Origin of the sequence: Xanthocytophaga flava, assembly GCF_030068545.1 — a bacterium.
In the GTDB taxonomy this organism is placed as follows: domain Bacteria; phylum Bacteroidota; class Bacteroidia; order Cytophagales; family 172606-1; genus Xanthocytophaga; species Xanthocytophaga flava.
This window is the reverse complement of sequence record NZ_JASJOR010000005.1, coordinates 76,807-96,910: the sequence shown is the minus strand read 5'-3', so window position 1 is coordinate 96,910 and position 20,104 is coordinate 76,807. Positions and strand designations below refer to the sequence as shown.

Annotated in this window: 15 protein-coding genes; 7 read left to right on the top strand and 8 right to left on the bottom strand. The window is 38.9% G+C overall.

Annotation, left to right across the window (positions count from 1 at the left end; all coding sequences use genetic code 11):
* The first annotated feature begins 53 nt into the window (after positions 1 to 53).
* On the top strand, positions 54 to 2,048 hold the full coding sequence (locus tag QNI15_RS09475) for an OmpA family protein (RefSeq protein WP_314031526.1): 1,995 nt from the start codon (positions 54 to 56) through the stop codon (positions 2,046 to 2,048).
* Between the two features lie 106 nt (positions 2,049 to 2,154).
* Positions 2,155 to 4,239: an OmpA family protein gene (locus tag QNI15_RS09470; RefSeq protein ID WP_314031524.1), complete on the top strand. Its 2,085-nt coding sequence runs from the start codon at positions 2,155 to 2,157 to the stop codon at positions 4,237 to 4,239.
* A 458-nt stretch (positions 4,240 to 4,697) separates the two neighbouring features.
* Here QNI15_RS09470 and QNI15_RS09465 read toward each other — a convergent pair whose 3' ends face one another.
* Positions 4,698 to 5,780, bottom strand: a complete 1,083-nt coding sequence (locus QNI15_RS09465) for a phosphotransferase enzyme family protein (protein ID WP_314031523.1) — start codon at positions 5,778 to 5,780, stop codon at positions 4,698 to 4,700.
* Between the two features lie 288 nt (positions 5,781 to 6,068).
* Here QNI15_RS09465 and QNI15_RS09460 point away from each other — a divergent pair, with 288 nt between their 5' ends.
* On the top strand, positions 6,069 to 6,317 hold the full coding sequence (locus tag QNI15_RS09460; RefSeq protein WP_313978628.1) for a YtxH domain-containing protein: 249 nt from the start codon (positions 6,069 to 6,071) through the stop codon (positions 6,315 to 6,317).
* A 91-nt stretch (positions 6,318 to 6,408) separates the two neighbouring features.
* Here the strand turns inward: QNI15_RS09460 and tpiA are convergent, their stop codons facing one another.
* A complete protein-coding gene (gene tpiA, locus QNI15_RS09455) occupies positions 6,409 to 7,170 on the bottom strand; it encodes a triose-phosphate isomerase (protein WP_314031522.1) in 762 nt (253 codons plus the stop codon).
* Positions 7,171 to 7,390: 220 nt separating this feature from the next.
* Between tpiA and QNI15_RS09450 the strand changes: the two genes are divergently transcribed.
* Positions 7,391 to 9,298, top strand: a complete 1,908-nt coding sequence (locus QNI15_RS09450; RefSeq protein ID WP_314031520.1) for a CocE/NonD family hydrolase — start codon at positions 7,391 to 7,393, stop codon at positions 9,296 to 9,298.
* Between the two features lie 81 nt (positions 9,299 to 9,379).
* Here QNI15_RS09450 and QNI15_RS09445 read toward each other — a convergent pair whose 3' ends face one another.
* Positions 9,380 to 10,654: a sensor histidine kinase gene (locus QNI15_RS09445; RefSeq protein ID WP_314031518.1), complete on the bottom strand. Its 1,275-nt coding sequence runs from the start codon at positions 10,652 to 10,654 to the stop codon at positions 9,380 to 9,382.
* Between the two features lie 202 nt (positions 10,655 to 10,856).
* The gene (locus QNI15_RS09440) at positions 10,857 to 12,584 is read right to left on the bottom strand and encodes an AAA family ATPase (protein ID WP_314031517.1); all 1,728 of its coding nucleotides are present in this window, start codon (positions 12,582 to 12,584) and stop codon (positions 10,857 to 10,859) included.
* An 882-nt stretch (positions 12,585 to 13,466) separates the two neighbouring features.
* Here QNI15_RS09440 and meaB point away from each other — a divergent pair.
* Positions 13,467 to 14,489 carry a methylmalonyl Co-A mutase-associated GTPase MeaB gene (gene meaB / locus QNI15_RS09435; protein WP_314031516.1) on the top strand — a complete coding sequence of 341 codons (1,023 nt, stop codon included), beginning with the start codon at positions 13,467 to 13,469 and terminating at the stop codon, positions 14,487 to 14,489.
* 256 nt (positions 14,490 to 14,745) lie between these two features.
* Positions 14,746 to 15,435: a hypothetical protein gene (locus QNI15_RS09430; protein ID WP_314031515.1), complete on the top strand. Its 690-nt coding sequence runs from the start codon at positions 14,746 to 14,748 to the stop codon at positions 15,433 to 15,435.
* Positions 15,436 to 15,617: 182 nt separating this feature from the next.
* Here QNI15_RS09430 and QNI15_RS09425 read toward each other — a convergent pair whose 3' ends face one another.
* The 3 genes from QNI15_RS09425 to QNI15_RS09415 all read right to left on the bottom strand — a co-directional run bounded on the left by QNI15_RS09425 (position 15,618) and on the right by QNI15_RS09415 (position 16,977).
* On the bottom strand, positions 15,618 to 16,067 hold the full coding sequence (locus tag QNI15_RS09425) for an EVE domain-containing protein (protein ID WP_314031514.1): 450 nt from the start codon (positions 16,065 to 16,067) through the stop codon (positions 15,618 to 15,620).
* Position 16,068: 1 nt separating this feature from the next.
* Positions 16,069 to 16,488, bottom strand: coding sequence for an SRPBCC family protein (locus QNI15_RS09420; RefSeq protein WP_314000392.1), 420 nt, complete (start codon positions 16,486 to 16,488; stop codon positions 16,069 to 16,071).
* A 69-nt stretch (positions 16,489 to 16,557) separates the two neighbouring features.
* A complete protein-coding gene (locus QNI15_RS09415; protein ID WP_314000390.1) occupies positions 16,558 to 16,977 on the bottom strand; it encodes a VOC family protein in 420 nt (139 codons plus the stop codon).
* A gap of 701 nt (positions 16,978 to 17,678) precedes the next feature.
* Between QNI15_RS09415 and QNI15_RS09410 the strand changes: the two genes are divergently transcribed.
* A complete protein-coding gene (locus QNI15_RS09410; protein ID WP_314031513.1) occupies positions 17,679 to 18,905 on the top strand; it encodes an acyltransferase family protein in 1,227 nt (408 codons plus the stop codon).
* A 215-nt stretch (positions 18,906 to 19,120) separates the two neighbouring features.
* On the opposite strand, the gene QNI15_RS09405 is transcribed toward QNI15_RS09410, so the two are convergent.
* Positions 19,121 to 20,098 carry an ADP-ribosylglycohydrolase family protein gene (locus QNI15_RS09405; protein ID WP_314031512.1) on the bottom strand — a complete coding sequence of 326 codons (978 nt, stop codon included), beginning with the start codon at positions 20,096 to 20,098 and terminating at the stop codon, positions 19,121 to 19,123.
* Between the last annotated feature and the right edge of the window lie 6 nt (positions 20,099 to 20,104).

The window sequence follows — 20,104 nt, the reverse complement described above, 5'->3', positions numbered from 1 at the left end:
TGGTGCTGAATGTATTTCATCAGGTAACCATCACATATAGCATCTGTTTGTTTATGAAAAAGATAGCATTTTTTTGTTGGGTTTTACTCATAGCTCTGACTGCACAGGCCCAGTCAGCAAAAAAACTTTTTAAGGAGGCAGAGGGATACTTCGAAGAGAAAATGTATAGTCAGGCACTGGAACTATACCTGACAGGTTTAAAGCTTGATCCGGAAAATCCGAAGGCAAACTTTAACACAGGTCTTTGTTACCTGGAAACAGCCTACAAAGAAAAATCTTTGCCTTATCTGAAAAAAACGCAGCAGGTAAAACCCGATATACATAAGCAATTACTGGTTTTCCTGGGTGAAGCATATCAATATAATCATCAGTTTTCAGAAGCACTCAAACAATACCAGGCATTTCTGAATACAATGGACAAGGATGACCCGGTAGCTTCTTATATCAATAGAAAGATGTTTGAGTGTAATAACGGTATTCGTTATATGAAAGATCCGGCAAAAGCAACCATTACCAATATTGGTTCTGTCATTAACTCAAAATATGCTGACTTTGCTCCTGTAATCTCATCAGACGAAACAGTCCTGGTATTTACGTCACGCAGAGAGGGATCTACAGGTGAAGAATTATCTCCTGAAGACAACCAGTTTTATGAGGACATGTATATTTCCTATAAAGCAAATGGAAAATGGTCAACACCCCGTAACCTGAAAGAGATTAATACCGATCAACATGATGCCTGTGTAGCCTTATCGTCAGATGGTAAGCAACTGTTCATTTACAAAGATAAACAAGGTGGTGATCTGTATTATTCAGATTTTGACGCTATTAATAATATTTGGTCTAAACCTCAGAGTTTGGGAGATAATATCAATACAAAATACTATGAGACATCTATTTCCATGACATCGGATGGTCAAACTATTTATTTCTCCAGTAATCGTCCTGGTGGATCAGGTGGACTTGATATTTATATGAGCCGCAAAACACCTGAGGGGAAATGGGGAGAAGCTGTTAACCTGGGTCCTTCTATCAATACACCTTATGATGAAGATGCCCCCTTTATCCATGCAGATGGAACTACATTATATTTCAGTTCACGAGGATTGGCAGGTATGGGAGGCTACGATATTTACAGAAGCGAGCACAATGAAGATGGCACCTGGACAGCACCTGAAAACCTTGGCTATCCAATCAACACAGCCAATGAGGATATCTACTTTGTACTCTCAGCAGATAATAAACATGGATACTATGCCTCTGCAAAAGAGGGTGGTGTTGGAGAAAAAGATATCTATATCATCTCAATGCCTCCTCGTAAAACAGTAGAGGTTGCGTCACAGATCAAAACCATACAGGTTAAAACAGCTGCACCTACTGTGAAAACGGTAGAGATGAAAATGCAGGAGCCTATTGAGATCAATTCCAATGCAACTATTGTGAAAGGAAAAGTAATTGATGCAGAGACCAAAGAACCTTTAGTAGCAGATGTTGTCTTAGTAGATAATTTAACAGCGACACAACTGGAAGAACATAAGACAGATACAGAAGGAGCATTCAGCACATTTATGCCATCCGGAAAAAATTATAACTTCTCTGTTCAAAAAGAAGGATATCTGTTTCACTCTGAAAACTTTGACATTCCTGAGGCGAAAGGTTTCCAGCAATTTGACCTGATTGTAGAGCTGAAGAAGATAAATGTGGGGTCTAAAATTGTATTACGTAACATCTTCTTTGATTTTGACAAGGCAACACTACGCAAAGAATCTACTGCCGAACTGGAAAACCTCCTGGAAATTATGCAGGAGATGCCTAAACTGAAAATCGAAATCTCCGGACATACAGACAACAAAGGTAGCGCAGACTACAATAAAACACTTTCTGGAAAGCGTGCAAAGGCAGTTGTTGATTATCTGATCAGCAAAGGTATTCCAGCAGAGCGGATGCGTTCAGCAGGATATGGAAAAGAACGTCCTATAGCTGCTAATGACACAGATGAAGGACGTCAGCTAAATCGTAGAACAGAATTTGAAATCATTGGCAAGTAAACGTAACATTAATTCATATATAATCATTCTGATTTATTCACTATACATCTTGATAGAATTTGCATAGTAAGACTCCCAGCTAGGAAATGAAACCCAAGTTAAGTTTATGAAAAAGTTTTATACATACCTTTTATGGATTGGATTGTCTCTGGCAAGTGGGCACCTGATTGCTCAATCGGCCGATGCAGATCTGGTAGCAGAAGGTGACGCGGCCTACAACATTGGTGGTAAGATGCTGGCATTGGAGACCTATGAACTAGCATTAAAAGCAAACCCAAACAATGTCCGCGCCAACTTTATGGCAGGGAAATGTATTCTGGAAACAATTGACAAGGGCCGTGCCAGTAAATATCTTCAGAAGGCGTATGAACTTGACCCCAAAGTAAGTAAAGACATACTTTTCCTGATTGCAGAATCGTATCACCTGGGTTTTAAATTTGATGAGGCGATCGACTATTATCAGAAATATACTACTGAATTGAAAGCGGGAGGGTTGAAGACAACAGAAGCGAAAAACTCACTGGCTAAAACAGAAAAGCGTGTCAAAGAATGCGAAAATGCCCGTAAGTTTACAGCAGAACCTAATGCATACCAAAGTACCAACGCAGGTGATGGGGTAAACTCTATCCATCCTGAATATGGCGTTGCTGTAAATAAAGATGAAACGATGATGGTATTTACATCCCGTCGGGATGGGTCAACAGGTATTGGAAACGTGGATACAGACCTTCAGTTTTATGAAGATATTTATATTTCCTATTTCAAAGATGGAAAATGGCAACCTGCTAAAAACATTGGATCTCCGATCAATACCGAATACCATGATGCCAGTATAGGTTTGTCTCCTGATGGTAAAACCCTATATCTATACAAAGATGAGAATGGTGGTGATATCTATGTATCTGAAATGAATGAAGATAGCACATGGACAGACCCCCACCCAATTGATCAGCAGGTAAACTCAAAATACAACGAAAACTCTATCTCTATCTCTGCTGACGGATTAACCATGTTCTTTACAAGTGACAGACCTGGTGGATTAGGCGGTATTGACATCTGGATGTGTAAAAAAGATAAAAGAGGACGCTGGGGTAAACCAGAAAACATGGGAGCACCAGTTAATACACCTAATAATGAAGATGGTCCTTTTATCGATTATGACGGTAAGACATTGTATTTCAGTTCGAATGCCCATGAAGGAATGGGGGGATACGATGTGTTTGTTTCAGAATTTGATAGTGCCTCAAAAAAATGGAAAGAACCTGTTAACATAGGTTATCCGATCAGTACGCCGGATAATGACATCTATTTCGTAAAATCCGGGGACAGCAAATACGGGTACTATGCCTCTGTAAAAGATGATGGTATGGGAGAAAAAGATATTTATAAGGTACTCCTTCCTGAAGATCGTCGTACGTATGAACAACTGAAAAATAAACCGATTAAGAAAGATACGAATCAGGTTGTTAAGGATATTTCAAAAGATGTGCCTATTGAAGCCAAAGAGATGCAGGTGGTTAAACTTCAGATCCGGGTTCTGGCAGATGGCAAGAAATCACTTGATGTAGGAAGTATTATTGTAAAAGGCAAAAATGATGGTGTAGTTATCGGAATCAAAAAAGTAGCAAACGGTATATACCAGTGTACATTCCAAAACAGCTCTCCTCAGGACTATATAGTATCTGTTGAACAAAATGGATATATGTTTGAAAACCTCGAGGTAACGGTTCCGGCCATGTCAGAGATGGAACAGCTAGTCAGACGCGATGTAAAACTACAGAAGCTGAAAGTGGGATTTGTAACCGTTCTTCACAATATCTATTTTGACTTTAACAAAACATCTTTCAAAATAGATTCTTATAAAGAGTTAAACAAACTTGCCCGGTTATTGAAGGAAAATCCATCGTATCGGGTGGAGATTGCAGGTCACACAGATAATGTAGGCTCGAATGATTATAATCAGCAGTTGTCTCACAGAAGAGCTGTGGCTGTAGTAAATTATCTTATTAGCCGTCGTGTGGATGCAAGCCGTTTAGTAGCACAAGGGTATGGAGAAACCCAACCTATGGCATCTAATGACGATGAAAGAGAAGGAAGAGAATTTAACCGACGAACGGAGTTCAAGATTATAAGTGAAGGTAAATCACCAACACCTAATCCAGCTACAAACACAACAAATACAGAGTTCTGATAGTAAAACAAAAGGTGCCGTTTAACAACGGCACCTTTTGTTTTAAAGTCCTGCAATATGAATCATCCCGAATTTTGAAGAAGAATGTTGCTGAGAAAGTAATAACAAACGTTATAAAGAAAGCAAAGACGACTTAAATAGGGAATGGCCGTATAGGTGCGTTGGGAATCTTTTCTCCGCGAGGTTGGCCTTTGGCCTTGCGGGCAGAAGGATCGGGAAAAAGTACCTTTTCTTTACAAACACACAAATCTGGCTCACCAAATTCTCATTTGGTGCCCCTTTCTTTGGGCAAGCAAAGAAAGTAACAGGTGGTAGGAAGAGATATGTTTTGGACTATAAACCAACCTTGGATACAAGAAAGAGAAAAGGGAGAGTGATTCTCAAAAATTAACCCAAGCCCACAATTTCAAAAATATAGGCTTAGTTTTATTCATATCCAAAATTCGGGATCACTCATGTCAAAGCCCTGCAATAATTGATTCCATTTCCTCTCTGTGGGTTTCCATTAAGGACAACAAGCGCATTTGTGTACGACTTCGATCCAGATTATGTGTAGGCCTATGTATTTTATAATATACGTCTCCCTGTAGAAAGTCTGTTAGAAAACGGATACCCATAATATAGGTCATAAGCATTCCTCCAAATACCAGATTATCTCTCTCTGCTTTGGTTATCCACTCTCCTACCTCAGACCAATATCCTTTGGCAAGAGATTCAAAGACATCCATACGAATCTGCACTTTATCTAAATCTGTTTCATCTTCGGCAGCAGGACTTAAGAATGTACGCATCATATCCCCAAAGTCATATAACAGAGTTCCTGGCATCACTGTATCCAGGTCAATGGCACATACTCCCTTTCCGGTTGATGCCCCCATAAGCACATTACTGATCTTGGTATCATTGTGAACAATGCGTAATGGAACCTCTTTCTGACGTAATAGTAAATCTATTTTATCAGCAATATGCCCTCTGGACTCAAAGAAAGTGATTTCTGTAGCAGCTGCTTTAATTCTATCAGGCAAACCTGTTGAAATCGCCTGTGAAAAGGCATTCCGACGTGAAACAGCATTATGAAAGGCAGGAATTGTCTCCTGTAGTTCCTCTGCAGATAGGTCTTGTAAAGACCGCACAAAAAAACCAAACATACGGGCTGCTTCATAGGCCTGTTCAGGTGTTTGTACTTCTTCAAAAGAAACAGTGTCCGGAATATAGGTAAAAGCCCGCCAGTAATTACCCATTTCATCTTTTAAGAATGAACTTCCGGAACGAGTCGTAACCAATTCAGGAATAACTGCATTAATTCGCTGAGAACGAAAATACTCCAACTGAAAAGCAGTTGCCTTCCGGATATTTTCCATCACCGTTTCCGGACTTTTAAAAACCAGATGATTTACGCGTTGTAATACATACTGCGAAGAACCACATTCAAGCAGGTAAGTATCATGAATATGTCCGGAATGGAGAGTACGAAAGGAAATGCCATCTGTAGCAAACTGAAACTGTGCAGCAATCTCTGTAATTTGTGACGGAGTTAACAATGGATAGGATAGTTAATGTATGAACAAAGATTTTTTTTACACTGCCTGCAATCTTCTGTTGTCACCTTCCGTTATGCAGTATAATTACATAAAGAGTCACTGATTAGCAGAAACAATGATAGAAAGCAATAAACATGTATTTTTAGACAAAAAAATATTTTTTTATTATAAATCTTATACTTTTACCAACAAAATTCGTAGAAGCTAGTCAATGGTCCTGATTGGGTATCAGGTTTTCATTTTTTTCGTTACTTTAACCTATTTTTAAACTAACTATTTTTGTAAGCTATGAAAGATAACACAAAAAAAGTGCTTCAGGGATTTCTGATCGGAGCAGCAGCAGGAGTGGTTGCTGGCCTTTTACTGGCACCTTCCAGTGGTAAAGAAACCCGCAAGAAAATTGCAGACTCTGCAAAAGATCTTTCCGATAAATTTGGTAGCGAGTTTGATGATGCAATGAGCAAACTATCCAGCTTTACAGAAACTACCTTATCTAACATTAAAAATGCTAAAGGCGAGAAAGTATCTAGTAATTAACTTTCTTTCTGCTTTTCCGGTGATTAGTCACCCTATAAAAAAGGTCCTCTTTTTGCTAAGAGGACCTTTTTTATCTCTGATACCAGATCAACTAAAATGATTTGATAATATCGAGAAAATCACGTGATTTTAAGGAAGCACCTCCAATAAGGCCACCATCAACATCAGACTGTCCGAATAATTCGCGTGCATTACCTGGATTGGCACTGCCCCCATACAGTATAGAAGTTGCATCTGCGACAGCTGCACCATACTTTGAGGCAATATGTGCACGTAGTTTGGCATGCATTTCCTGAGCCTGGTCAGAAGTAGCAGTCTTACCTGTTCCAATAGCCCAGATAGGTTCATAGGCGATTACTACGTTCGCAAACTGCTCAGGTGTCAGATGGAACAGACTTTCTGTTAATTGATTGCATACTAAATCAAAATGAATTCCCTGCTCACGTTGCTCCAGCGTTTCCCCACAACAGAAGATTGGCTTCATTCCGTTTTCCAAGACAATATTTACTTTGTCCTTAAGTAATTCGTTTGATTCTCCAAAATATTGTCTTCTTTCGCTATGTCCCAAAATAACATATTGTGTACCCACAGATTGCAACATAGCAGCTGAAATTTCTCCTGTAAATGCGCCAGAAGCTTTCTGATGACAATTTTGAGCGCCTAAAGAGATATTAGACTGAGTTTCCAGAAGCTTCCCTACAGACGTCAGGTATACAAATGGTACACATACTACCACCTGTACATCACCTCTTACTTCATCACGAACCATGTTTACTATTTCGGATGTAAGAGCCAACGCCTCATCACGGGTTTTATTCATTTTCCAGTTTCCAGCTACAATCTTTTGTCGCATATTTTTAATTCTGAATGAGTGAACGATAAAATTAAGTTGGACAAATATAAATGCTTTTCCCAAATCTTATCCAACTGAAAAGTCTTTGGTTGGAAAAAGATACTATTTTTGTTCTCCTGATAGTTACCCTATCCAGCTTATCGTTTAAAGCCTCTTTACACTTTACAGTAAAATCAATAACCTGTTTCAAAACATTCAAACAAACTAAATCTTGCAATCCATGAAGAAAAAGCTGTATGCATTTCTCTTTTTCGTTTTTTTAGGTCTGTTTTTCACAGACACTTTTGCGCAAACTGCCGATACTGCCTTTGTTCGCAACAATTACCAGAAGTATGAATATCAGATACCCATGCGGGATGGTATCAAGTTATTTACCATTGTATATGTCCCCAAAGATGCATCTAATAAAAACAAGTATCCAATGATTATGCAGCGGACCTGCTATTCAGTAGCACCTTACGGCCCTAATGCCTACTCGCGACATATCAGTCCGTCTGATGTCATGATGAGGGAGAAATACATTGTTGTGTATCAGGATGTACGCGGACGCTATATGAGTGAAGGCACCTGGACCAATATGACACCTCATCATGAAAAGAAAGATCCTAAGAAGGATAAATCCATTGATGAAGCATCGGATACCTATGACACCATTGACTGGCTACTGAAAAATGTCAAATACAACAATGGTCGTGTAGGTCAGTGGGGGATTTCCTATCCGGGATTTTATACCATCGCAGGTGCCTTGTCTCAGCACCCTGCTCTAAAGGCTTCCTCTCCTCAGGCTCCGGTATCGGACTTTTATTTTGATGACTTTCATCACAATGGTGCCTTCACAGAAGAATACTTCCTGACATACCCGCTGTTTGGCATTCAGCATCCTGCTCCTACTTCTAAAGACTGGTTTGCGGATAAAATGATTGCGCCTATTGGTGCCCGTGATGGATATGATTACTATATGAAACTAGGCCCACTCAAAAACGGAAACAAATATTATGCAGACAACTTCTTCTGGCAGGAAACAGTAGAGCATCCCAACTACGATGAGTTCTGGCAAAAACGGAGTATTGTACCTCACCTCAAGAACGTAAAACATGCCGTATTAACGGTAGGTGGCTGGTTTGATGCAGAAGATCTGTATGGCCCTCTGACAATCTATAAAACACTGGAGAAAAACAATCCGGGAATCTTCAACGTGATTACAATGGGACCGTTTGGGCATGGTCGCTGGTCACGTGAGACTGGGCATACCTTGCATGGTGATATCTATTTTGGAGATAGCGTGGCTACCTTTTATCAACGAGAAATCGAAGGTAAGTTCTTCCACCACTTTCTGAAAGACAAAGAAGATGGAAAGGTTGATTTGCCTGAAGCATGGCTTTTTGACACAGGTACTAAAGAATATAAGAAGTTTGATAGATATCCTTCGCCTGCAGCAAAGAAAACAACCTTTTATTTCCAGGCCAATGGCAAACTTGCTACGTCTGAGCCTGGTGAAAGCCAATCTTTTTCAGAATATATCTCAGATCCAATGAAACCTGTTCCATCCAGTGAAGAAGAAGCTGAAATGTTTGGGTTTACTCCATTCAAATACATGTCCGGAGATCAGCGTTTTGCAGCTTCCCGTCCAGATGTGCTTGTCTTCCAGACGGATGTGCTGGATCAGGATATAACACTGGGAGGAGAAATTATGGCGAAGCTTAAGATTAGCACTACAGGTTCAGATGCGGACTTCTTTGTAAAGCTGGTTGATGTATATCCTGACAACGAACCCAATCATAAGTACATGCCCAACAAAAATGTAATGCTTGCCAGCTACCAGCAAATGGTACGCAGCGAAATTATGCGGGCACGTTTCCGAAATAGCTTCTCTAAACCAGAACCTCTGACTCCAGGTCAGGTTACGGAAGTAAACTTCCGGTTACAGGATGTATTGCACACTTTCAAAAAGGGACATCGTATTATGATTCAGGTACAGAGTTCATGTTTCCCTGTATTTGACCGGAACCCTCAGAAATATGTGGAAAATATCTATAAAGCCAATGAGGAAGATTTTATAAAAGCTACTCAGCGAGTATATCATCAGAAAGGCAATGCCAGTGTGATTGAGGCAGATGTTCTGAACTGAGAATAAATTATCTTGAATTACTGCATCCCTGTCTCTGTATGGCAATGAAAGCTACAGTGACAGGGATGTTTGTTTATACATTTATTTTCCGTTGGGAATCTCTACGATAAACTCTGTAAAATGTCCGGGTACAGATGATACACGGATATCCCCACCCATTCGGATAGCGGATTCTCTGGCAATATATAACCCTAATCCTGATCCTGGCAGCGAATGGCTAGCCCGGTAAAACATATCGAAAATATGAGTAAGATGCTCTTTCGCAATGCCAATGCCATTGTCTTTTACTTTAATGATCGCCTGATCAGAAGAGACATTGCACGTTATATTAATCCAGGGAGAAGATTCCTGTGGATTTCTGTAGCGAAACGCATTGGAAATTATATTATTAAGAATAACCCGCAGTCTGTAACGGTCAGTTATAAAGTCTGAATGCTGAACGATTGCATTGGAAACATCTATCCGGGTAGCCCCATCCATAAACTGATATTGCTGAATCGCATCATTAATTTCTTCTTCCAGAAAAATAATATCTTTCTTTATTTCGAACTGGGCATTGCGTGAATAATCCAGAATATCTCCGATAAAAGCATCCAGACGTAACAGATTTCGTTCCATGATCTGGTTGTAGTCTCTCATCTCATTCATATCTTCTTCATCCTTCATCAATTCTACCAGTCCCAATGCAGAAGCAACCGGAGCTTTCAAATCATGGCTGATGCTATATACAAACCGGTCCAGTTCCTGATTAATCCGTAACAGATCGCCATTGATAACACGTTGTTGTGCCTCTGACTTTTGCAATTGCCTTTCACTGTTCAGGTTTGATACAACGATCTCGTAAACAAAGAATTGACACAAAGTAATAACCAATACCAAACTGATAGCCCGAAAAACCATCTGATCTCCAGGAAGAATAATAGGTGTAACAAAGTCTGTATCTACGAATGTAAGAATCAATACAAAAACTGTTGGATGTATAATGTGGATAACAAGCTGTAAGGTATTTCGGTAATTGATGAAGAAGGGAACGGCAAATATGAGCGGAAAAAAATACAGAAAAGAAAAAGCAGGAGAACCCAGTAAGAGTGAATATAAAAATAACAGAACGCTGATAGAAAACAGAATAAAGTTACCTGCTGTGGTAACATATCCACGAAGATTTATATAGATACCTACCCCAAAACAGATAGTCATGGCTGCCATCAACACCGCTACTTTCCATATTCCAACATAAACCGCTGGAATAACAGAAAATAGAAGTATGCTAAAGCATACCCATGAAACAGTATTAATAAACTGCTTTCTCCTCTCCTTCCGTGTCGTCTTGTATTGCCCTTCTAAAAAGAACTCCATGGCCTTAATATAGGATGGACCATAACCCTATATTAACAAATTTACTCTGTATTCTATCTATGAGGCAAGTACCAAATTTCATTTGTATATCACAGGTAGGTTTTTGAGTAAAAACACATATAGTCTAGAAAGAATGCCCTACTAAAAAAATCCAAATTCAAGACAAAGACCTGATTGATCTATCTGAATGTATACTAACTATTTACCCTACTATACCTGTTACTTTAAGCTGATAATTTTCTTCAGTCAGTACTATTCCACTTTTCTGAAGTATATCCCGGATAGGTTCGATACGTGTGTTAAAATACTCATATAATAACGGAATAATCTTCTGATTAAAGATTTCAGGAAATTCACTGACTGACTTATTGATAAAGAAAGAGTGTCCAATCATAAAATCTACTCCTTTACGTTCCCGTATCTGTTCATTCAATGATTGCAATACAGAGGCTGCTTCAGGTATCAAATCATACTGAGGATACATAGGAACAAACACAAACCGTCTGCGTAAGGCAGCATCCAACAAGGATATGGATTTGTCTGCGGTGTTCATTGTACCTACAATCGATAAATTGCAAGGCACGGCAAAGCTTTCACCTGAGGGTAATGTTACAGTAAGGGGATGCTCTTTGCCTAAACGTTTGTCTTCTTCCAATAATGTAATCAACTCTCCGAATACCCGTGAAATATTTGCCCGGTTTATTTCATCAATGATCAATACATAGTTTTTTAACCGATCTTCAGACTTGGCATGTTTGAGATTTTTCTCAAACTTCCGGAGTGCATATACTACTGCTTCGTAATAGGGTCGATTAATAGCTTCCCGAATCTCTTTTCCATAAAAGCTTTCCCGCAACTTATGTAGATATAGCTGTCGTACTTCTTCTTTGACATTGTCACCGCGTGTAGCACGACGCTTATACAAAAGATAAGTATCTCCTACCTCATAGATAATCATACTCCGAAACTGCCCTCCCGGATTCTGTAATGGAATCTCTACCTCTTCAGTTTCACGGTTCATACTCTCCATCAGCATCTGATCCAGCAGAGATTCAAAAGGCAGCTTGGGTTTGTTAATAGTACGTCGATACGCTTCATAGTTCGCTTTTGCACGGTCAGCAATCCGTTTAAATACTCCGTCAGTCAGTCGAAAGTGCAGATTATCTGTGTGACGATGGGTGTCAGGCCGTAATCCCTGCACAAACTCTTCATAAGAATAACTTTGGTGAAAGGTGATAAACTCAATCTGTTCCTGCTCCTGATAATATTCATATCGTTTCTGAACTTCTGCACGATCTTCTGCCTGTATAGCTTCTATCGGTTTGCTTTCGATAATAGCCACAGCATAGTTTATTGTCTGGTAAGTTTTTCCAGTACCTGGAGGGCCGTATAATATCTGATTTAAAGGAAATAGCTGAACAGGTTTTGTATAGGTAGCTTCTTTTTCTTCTACACTATCTGTTTGTCGTTGTAATTCAACACGGGTTACCAATGACGATAACTTCTCCAGCCGAATGTAGTTTCCATAGGAAGCTTTTTCAGATAGATCAGGAAATATATCTAGTATTTCATCCTTGCTCACCTGCAATTCATGCATTGGGTCATATACATGTGTTTCTCTGTTTCCCCGATACAACGGACCAAAATAATATTTACACACAGATGCCAGAGAGAAGAGTTTATCCTGACGATAGCGTTTCATAAACTCTGTTTTGGCAGGTTCAGACAAAGCCATTGCAGCTGTAATTCCTGCTTCAGTCTGTAAACGAGGTTCTCCATCACGAAATACCAGTGGCAATCCTTTATAGTCTCCTTCAGAGGTTTTAAAGTATAACAGAATCTTTGTCTTTGGATATATGGTCAAATATTCTTCTAAAGGTTGCCAGAGTTTTTCGTGCCGAATGCCCATCTCAAAAAATAATAAATTCAAAGTTTGGTTGGTTCAAAAATGCATTTTTTTATGAAGAAAAACAGGGTATAGTGTTATTTTATCAATAGAATTGTTTTCCATTCACCATTTAAAGATTGCGATTTCACCAGTTTCTTCATTTCTGCATGTCTTTCCCTAGCTTGGTTTAGTGTCCCGTTCTCGATTCTTCCACCATTTTCTTCATTTTTTGCTTTCTTGTATCCAAAGTTGGTTTAAAGTCCAGAACATTTCTCTTCCTATCACCTTGTCACTTTTTTGCTTGCCCAAAAAAGTAACCAAAAAAGGGCACTTTCTGCCGAACCTCCTGCCCGCAAAGCCAGGGGCTTTCCTCGCGGCAGAAAGAGGGCTAACGCACAGATACGAACGTTCGCGTTTAAAGGGAACAAAACTCTCTTCGTATCAAAAGATGATCTTGACTATTTGTGCTGACCTCTATACTCAAACAGCACATGATACAAAGAGAATAATGGTAACTTCAATCGTGTAAGGTGGTGAAGGTGCGTAGGGATAAAAATTCCGCGGGCCTAGCGTTGGCCTTGCGGGGCGAAGCTTTGGAATTTTTTGCCCTTTTTTGGTTACTTTTTTGGGCAAGCAAAAAAGTGACAAGGTGATAGGAAGAGAAATGTTCTGGACTTTAAACCAACTTTGGATACAAGAAAGCAAAAAATGAAGAAAATGGTGGAAGAACAACGAAAGAAAATCTGAAATAACCAAGAAATCAGAGTGAGATAAGAATCGTGGATAAACCAACCAATCTTCATAGGAAGCACAATGATATATATACCTTTAGACTATTCTCTGAAACAATATTCCTCATCATTCTAAAAAGAATACTATTTTTGCCTGTGGTACATCACTTTTAACTCATGTGTTATACTTATCATGCCTCCTCGCCTTTCTCCTGACATATATATCCAGGGCATCCGCCAGGGAGATCGAATCATTCTGAGCCGTGCCATTACGCTGATTGAAAGCAATTTACCAAAAGACCAGGCTATTGCATCAGAAGTCATACAGGGGATATTGCCCTATACAGGCAACTCATTGCGGATAGGAATTACAGGTGTACCAGGCGTAGGCAAAAGCACCTTTATTGAGGCCTTTGGCAATCATATCACTTCATTGGGCAAAAAGCTGGCAGTGCTGACAATTGACCCGAGCAGTCAGCGGTCGCATGGAAGTATTCTGGGAGACAAAACCCGTATGGAAACACTGGTAAACCAGCCACTAGCCTATGTTCGTCCTTCCCCATCTGGCTCGTCTCTGGGAGGTGTAGCCCGTAGCACCCGCCAGTCGATACTTCTTTGTGAAGCAGCAGGCTATGAAGTCATCTTTATTGAAACCGTTGGGGTGGGTCAATCAGAAACTACTGTTCATGGCATGGTTGACTTCTTTCTGCTGCTTATGCTGGCCGGTGCTGGCGATGAACTTCAGGGCATCAAAAGAGGTATCATGGAGATGGCTGATGCCATTGCTATTACCAAAGCTGATGGATCAAATATCATGGCTGCCCGTCAGGCTCGTGCCAGCTACCAGAATGCACTACACCTGATGCCTCCGACAGAGTCAGGCTGGATTCCGCCTGTACATACATGTTCAGCCCTTACAGGAGACGGAATCAAAGAGTTATGGCAAATGCTGGAGAAATATGTAAACCTTAGTAACCAAAATAGATTTTTACATAAGAAACGACAGGATCAGAACTTAAACTGGTTGCACGAAACCATACGGCAGGAACTGGAAACAGCCTTTTATCAAAATCCTTCCACTAAACAACAAATACCCCACATTGAGCAAAGCATATCTTCTGGAGAGATTACAGCACTATCGGGCGCCCAAAAACTTCTTCAAACGTACTTTACCCATTACTCTACTTCCCATCGTAGCTCAGATGGTGATTCATAGATAAGATAGAAGTCTGAAAATAGTTCTGTAGCCGATCATTATACAAAACAGGCTTCTATCTATACAAATATTTTTAGTATAAAACCAATATCTACTCCCAGACTACAAACATATAAAACAAAACACTCAATCCATTGTATATCAACACATTAATTAAGTACTCTTTATTTACTAAAACTCAAAAATACATGCATATTTTTTTGTATATTTAAAGTAACAAAACTATGAAATTAACCACTTTATATTTACAAGCTATATGCCTCGTTATCACACCAATACAACTGCTATTCGCAAATATAAATCTGACTATTATGGGCTAATGGTCTATGAAGCCCGTCTGAATCATGAACTATTCCGGATGGCACAATGTATCAAAGCTATTCAGAAAGATGAAGCACAATCTCTTGCCGATCAAACCCTTCTGACTAAACTGGTGGCACACGCAACACAGCAAAAGGAACAACTGGAAGCTCAACCTGCCTCCAAAGAACGTGATAAGCAGTTGAAGAAAGCGGAAAAAGAGTATAAAGAAGTCAATGCGAAACACAAACGCAATGAGTATCATCTGGCTGTGCTGGAAAAGAAAAAGGACAAAGCCAATGCAGCTAAGTATGTGTTGAAAGAAATGAAGCGTGATCAGGTACGCATTCGCATTAAAACAGCCTATGCTATCTGGAAGAAGTTAGAAAAAGAGCAGCAAGAAGACTTTATGGACTTTGAGATGTTTCAGGCGCTGAAAACAGTTAAGCAAATACAGTCAACAACTATCCAAATTACATCTACTACTGCTTCAAAAACAGGATGTACCTCTACAAAACAACCAGTGGATATAGTAAAAAAATGGCCACGCACCAGCTCAGTTTTGTATGTATCCCGCCCTCAGCAGCCTTCCCTGTATCAACCTATCTCAACTAAGGTACAAGTATATAATGTGATGCAGGAGTAATTAAGCTATAGCATATTTCTTTCTTACAGACAAAACAACTTCTATCAACAGATAGAGGACGGATAGTTATTTGCATGTTCAGTCTTTGCAACGAAGAGATCTAACCTTCAAAAAGGTTCGAACAAATGTCCGAACCAATTTTGCATGTTTTTTCATAGTTGCAGAGTCTATATTAATGGGAATTAGTAGTGTAAGAAATCTTTTGAGCCATTTTCTCCTAACATTTGTGAGGCAATCAGTCTAAAATCGTTTTCCTGGATTTCCAGAAAACCAAACCGAAATGGATATCCCCATTGCACTTTATTTTGAATAAAATTCAGTTGATCAATCAGAGGTAAAATAGAGGTCTGTTGACAGTTGTAAAAACTTATGTTACGGCGAAAAGGGATAAAGTCTTCACTCATTTTATGTACGTAGACCAGATCATCTGAAGCCTGTCCGATAGCAGTGAAAGCCATGCATTTTGCAGATCCTTTCATTTTTTCTGCCGGACTATATACAATTAGCCAGTCCTTGACCGACATACGCTTAAGAGGTCCTTCCTTCCCATGACAAACCTGCATAAATCCTCCATTCACACCTCGTTGTGTATGTTCTTTTGATACAACTGCAATAAAATATCGTTGTTTCATATCAGAGTTTTTTAGCTACCTGTATTTGATGAAGCATTTCAGTAGGTAAAGCATCTACAATAGATTGTGCGACAACTTTACGCCAGAAAAACCCCAATAAGCCTTCAACCTTCATAGTCGTGGTGATGCGTAAACCTTCTGTAGTTTCTTCGAAAGTATGCTCACCATACATGCGGCCCATAGGAAATCGGGTCATATCGGTAAAAGACTTGTTCTTAGTGGTTTCCATAAGCTGTATTTTTACTTTGGGACCTCCTTTGGGCTTGAGAGTAAAAAAAGCCCCTTTCTCAAATTTACCTTCAAGCTTTGCATATTCCACCCCTTCATCCCATGCAGCCCAGTTATCTACATCTGCAAAGAGTTGCCAGAGTTGTTCTTTTGTTACTTCCTGTGTTGTGACAGAATGTGATCGTATCCACATATTTTTTTTGGTTTTGAGGTGGTTTCTATTTTTTGAATTACGATGAAAAGCAGACTATCCAGAATAGAATCAAACAATGGTAGTCTGTTGAGTAGCTCTTTCCTTTGCTTCTTTTGTGAGAGGTGTAAAAAAATTCACCAGGTTGCCATCCGGATCTCTGAACAACAGTGAACGGTTGCCCCAAGGCATCGTGGTTGGAACTTGTACAACAGTGTTGCCAAGAAAGTCAGCTAGTTGCTGATATGTATCGTCAACATCATCTACCTTAAATTCAATAATTGCTGAGCGATTAGCAGCGGCTTCTGCTATATTATTCCCTCCAAATAAGGCTAATGTACGTGTACTTCCAATAGCTAGTGTAGCCTGGGACGTACGTAGTTCAGCAAAATCGTCAGTGTATTGTGTGAGTGTCATCCCGGTGACTTGTGTATAAAAATCAACCAGGCGTTTAACATCTGTGGTAATAACCCGAACTGAAGAAAGATTCATAAAATGTATCATTTTGGTTTGAATGATACAAAGTAAAATGGCTCTACTGACAACCTTATGTCAGTAGCGTTAGCATTTCTTTATTTGAGTGATAAGCTTTAAAGGTCTATCTCTACATATAACCTTATGAAAGAGATGATCAGATAACCACAAATCTACTTTTGGCATTTTCTATTCCTTTACTGCAATTGAGTTATTATTAGAAGTGGATGAATACAAATAAAATGTCTTTGAGTCTAGATGTTATTATTCAAATTGATGACAGACCTCTCTCTTCACTAGTATAATTCTTATGTACTAAAGGATATATCCAAATTAGTTTCATTCCACAAAAAAGTAATACATATTTACCAATGTAATATTTTTAACAAAACTAAACATTTCAAATATTTTGTATCACTTATACATTTAATAGCAAAAATTGACAAAAATCAGTAAAAAATAATTACTTAGTAAATACATTAGTAATCAATCCACTACAAAATAGATGAAAAAATAATTATTTTTATTGACCACAATATTCGACCTTTACTTACAAAGTAAGTTTTACACTTATACTAAAAAGGAAAAAATCACTGCAACAATAATTAAACATTTCTCATATTGGACTATATCCTTTAGTCTAAAAAGTTGCTGGTATCATTCAAAATATCTTTTTAGTACTACAATAAACCTCGATATAACCTTACAAGTATTTTAAAATGTTAAAAGTAAAAAACCGCATTAATGCCCTCTCTGGCATTCGAATATTCCTGATATTATCCATAGCAGCAGGCCACTTTATAGAAAGTTATATTTCGCATCTCCCTCAATGGCAGCAGGGATTATTTACTAATTATTATTTTAGCACAAGTTTTTTTTTCATTCTTTCCGGGTTCATCCTGACCTATGTTTACTTTGATGATGAGAGGGGAATAAGAATTCCTGTTAAACGTTTTCTGCATTCCCGTCTTTCCAAGATTTATCCCATTCATCTATTGTTCATAGTTATAATGGCTCCACGCTTTTTTTCTATGGAAGGCAGTTTAATACCTGGAACAGACATTACTATTACCAAACCCTATATTATTGGATCTTTCTTTTCACAGGTATTTTTATTGGATGCATGGAATCCGGTTTCTTTATCTGTTAATGGACCTGCCTGGTCAATATCAGCATTATTCTTTTTTTATCTTTTGTTCCCATACTTCTGTCGAATCATCAAAAATGACACAGTTAGCCAACTTCAGAAAAAAACTCTCACCTTATGGGCTATCTATCTGATTTATCCTATTTGTTATATTTTTTTTGATCTGGATAGCCAGCATCCTATTTTCGAGGGACTATTGCACCACAATCCTCTTTTACGTTTGCCAGAGTTTTTAATAGGTATGCTGGTTTGCCGAATTTATCAGATCAATCAACAAAATGATCAACTAATAAATACGCCATTTTACATGCGTTTATCACCAAGCCTTATGTTGATAGTGGCGATATTGGCCTACGCTATTTTTCCGGTTTTTATTCCCTATGCATTATTACACAATGGATTGTTTCTTCCGATACAATTAGTTCTCATTCTTTCTCTGGCTGCAGATAGAGACCTAACAACCCGTTTTCTATCACATCCATTTATACTTAAAGTCAGCAATGCCAGCCTGACCATTTTTATCGCACATTATTTTATCCTGGGGTGGTGGGGAAGAGTAGATCAGGCATTCCGTTTTTTCTCTTCTTTACATTGGAGGGAACTATTCGAAGTCCGCATATTTTTAAACAAATTGATTCAGTTAAAAAACCAACCTACTGATGTATCTTTTACTTCTTTTCTGATAGGATTAGGTGTGTTGGTTACAGTAAGTTATTTTCTACAAATGTATTTTGTAAATCCAATAGGAAAGCTGTTTTCCTATCAGCAGAAACCTTCACGTGTTCTGGTCAATTCATGATTTATAAACCAACATACGTTATCTCAAAGCTTTAATTAATCTGATATCTAAAAAAACAGATCCTACACTCTTTTCGAAAAAGTAGGATCTGTTTTACTTTTGACTGTTTGCCAGCTTTGTTCTTTACGATTGTACTTGTAACTTCTTCTTTGGTATAATCCTCTATTTTTCTTTACAGGAAACATTATCTCCTAAAAATTGGGAATCATCTGTGTTTATACTACATCTGCATACCTGAGAGCAAGCTTATCTGCCAATGCATGAATATCCCCAACACGTGCTAAGGCATTAACCCATTTATCAGGTATCTGCTCAAACTGATAAACTAATCCAGCCAATCCACCTGCAATGGCAGCTGTTGTATCAGTGTCTTTACCCAGATTTACTGCTTTTAGTACTGTTTCACTATATGAATTGCTGTTTAGCAAACACCAGAAACTTGCCTCCAGGCTATGTAATACATATCCAGAAGAATATACCTGTACTTCTTCATAGGTATGAATTGGCTCCATACCAAACTCTGTAGATGGATGCCCCAATATCCGGTAAAACTTTCGTCTTTCATCGTCTGAACAAACCGCGTTTTCATCCAGAAATTGATTCACAGTAACTCGCATCTGTTCAAAAGCTTTCCATTTATCCAATCCTTTGATCAAGCACAGTGCATATTCCAGATAAATAAAACAAGCTAATATAGATCGAATATGCGCATGTGTGATAGTCGATACCTCTTTGGTCTTTTCAAATCGGGTTTGGATGTCTTTATCTATCAGATACAAAGCAAGTGGCAGAATCCGCATCAATGAACCATTGCCGTTGGATTGCTCATCCTTGCCTCCCGCTAATGCCGGACTTACTCCTTTTCTTAGTCTACTAATTGCATCAGATGTGGCAATACCGATATCAAATACATGACCATGTGGTGTCCAATGGTTATACTCCCGCCAGGTTATAAATCGTCGGCTTAGGTCAGTGAGATCATACCCTTTACATAAGCTTTCTGCCAGACAGAATGTAAGTGAACTATCATCTGACCAGGTTCCAGGTGGCTGATTGTAGGTTCCATATCCTATCATATCCGTCACAGGAAACTGTTTCAGGTAGCTTCTGTCTTTGAACTCAACAGGTACACCCAGTGCATCACCTACGGCAACTCCAAACAATATATCTTTGGCAAAATTTCGTTGATTCATTCAGTT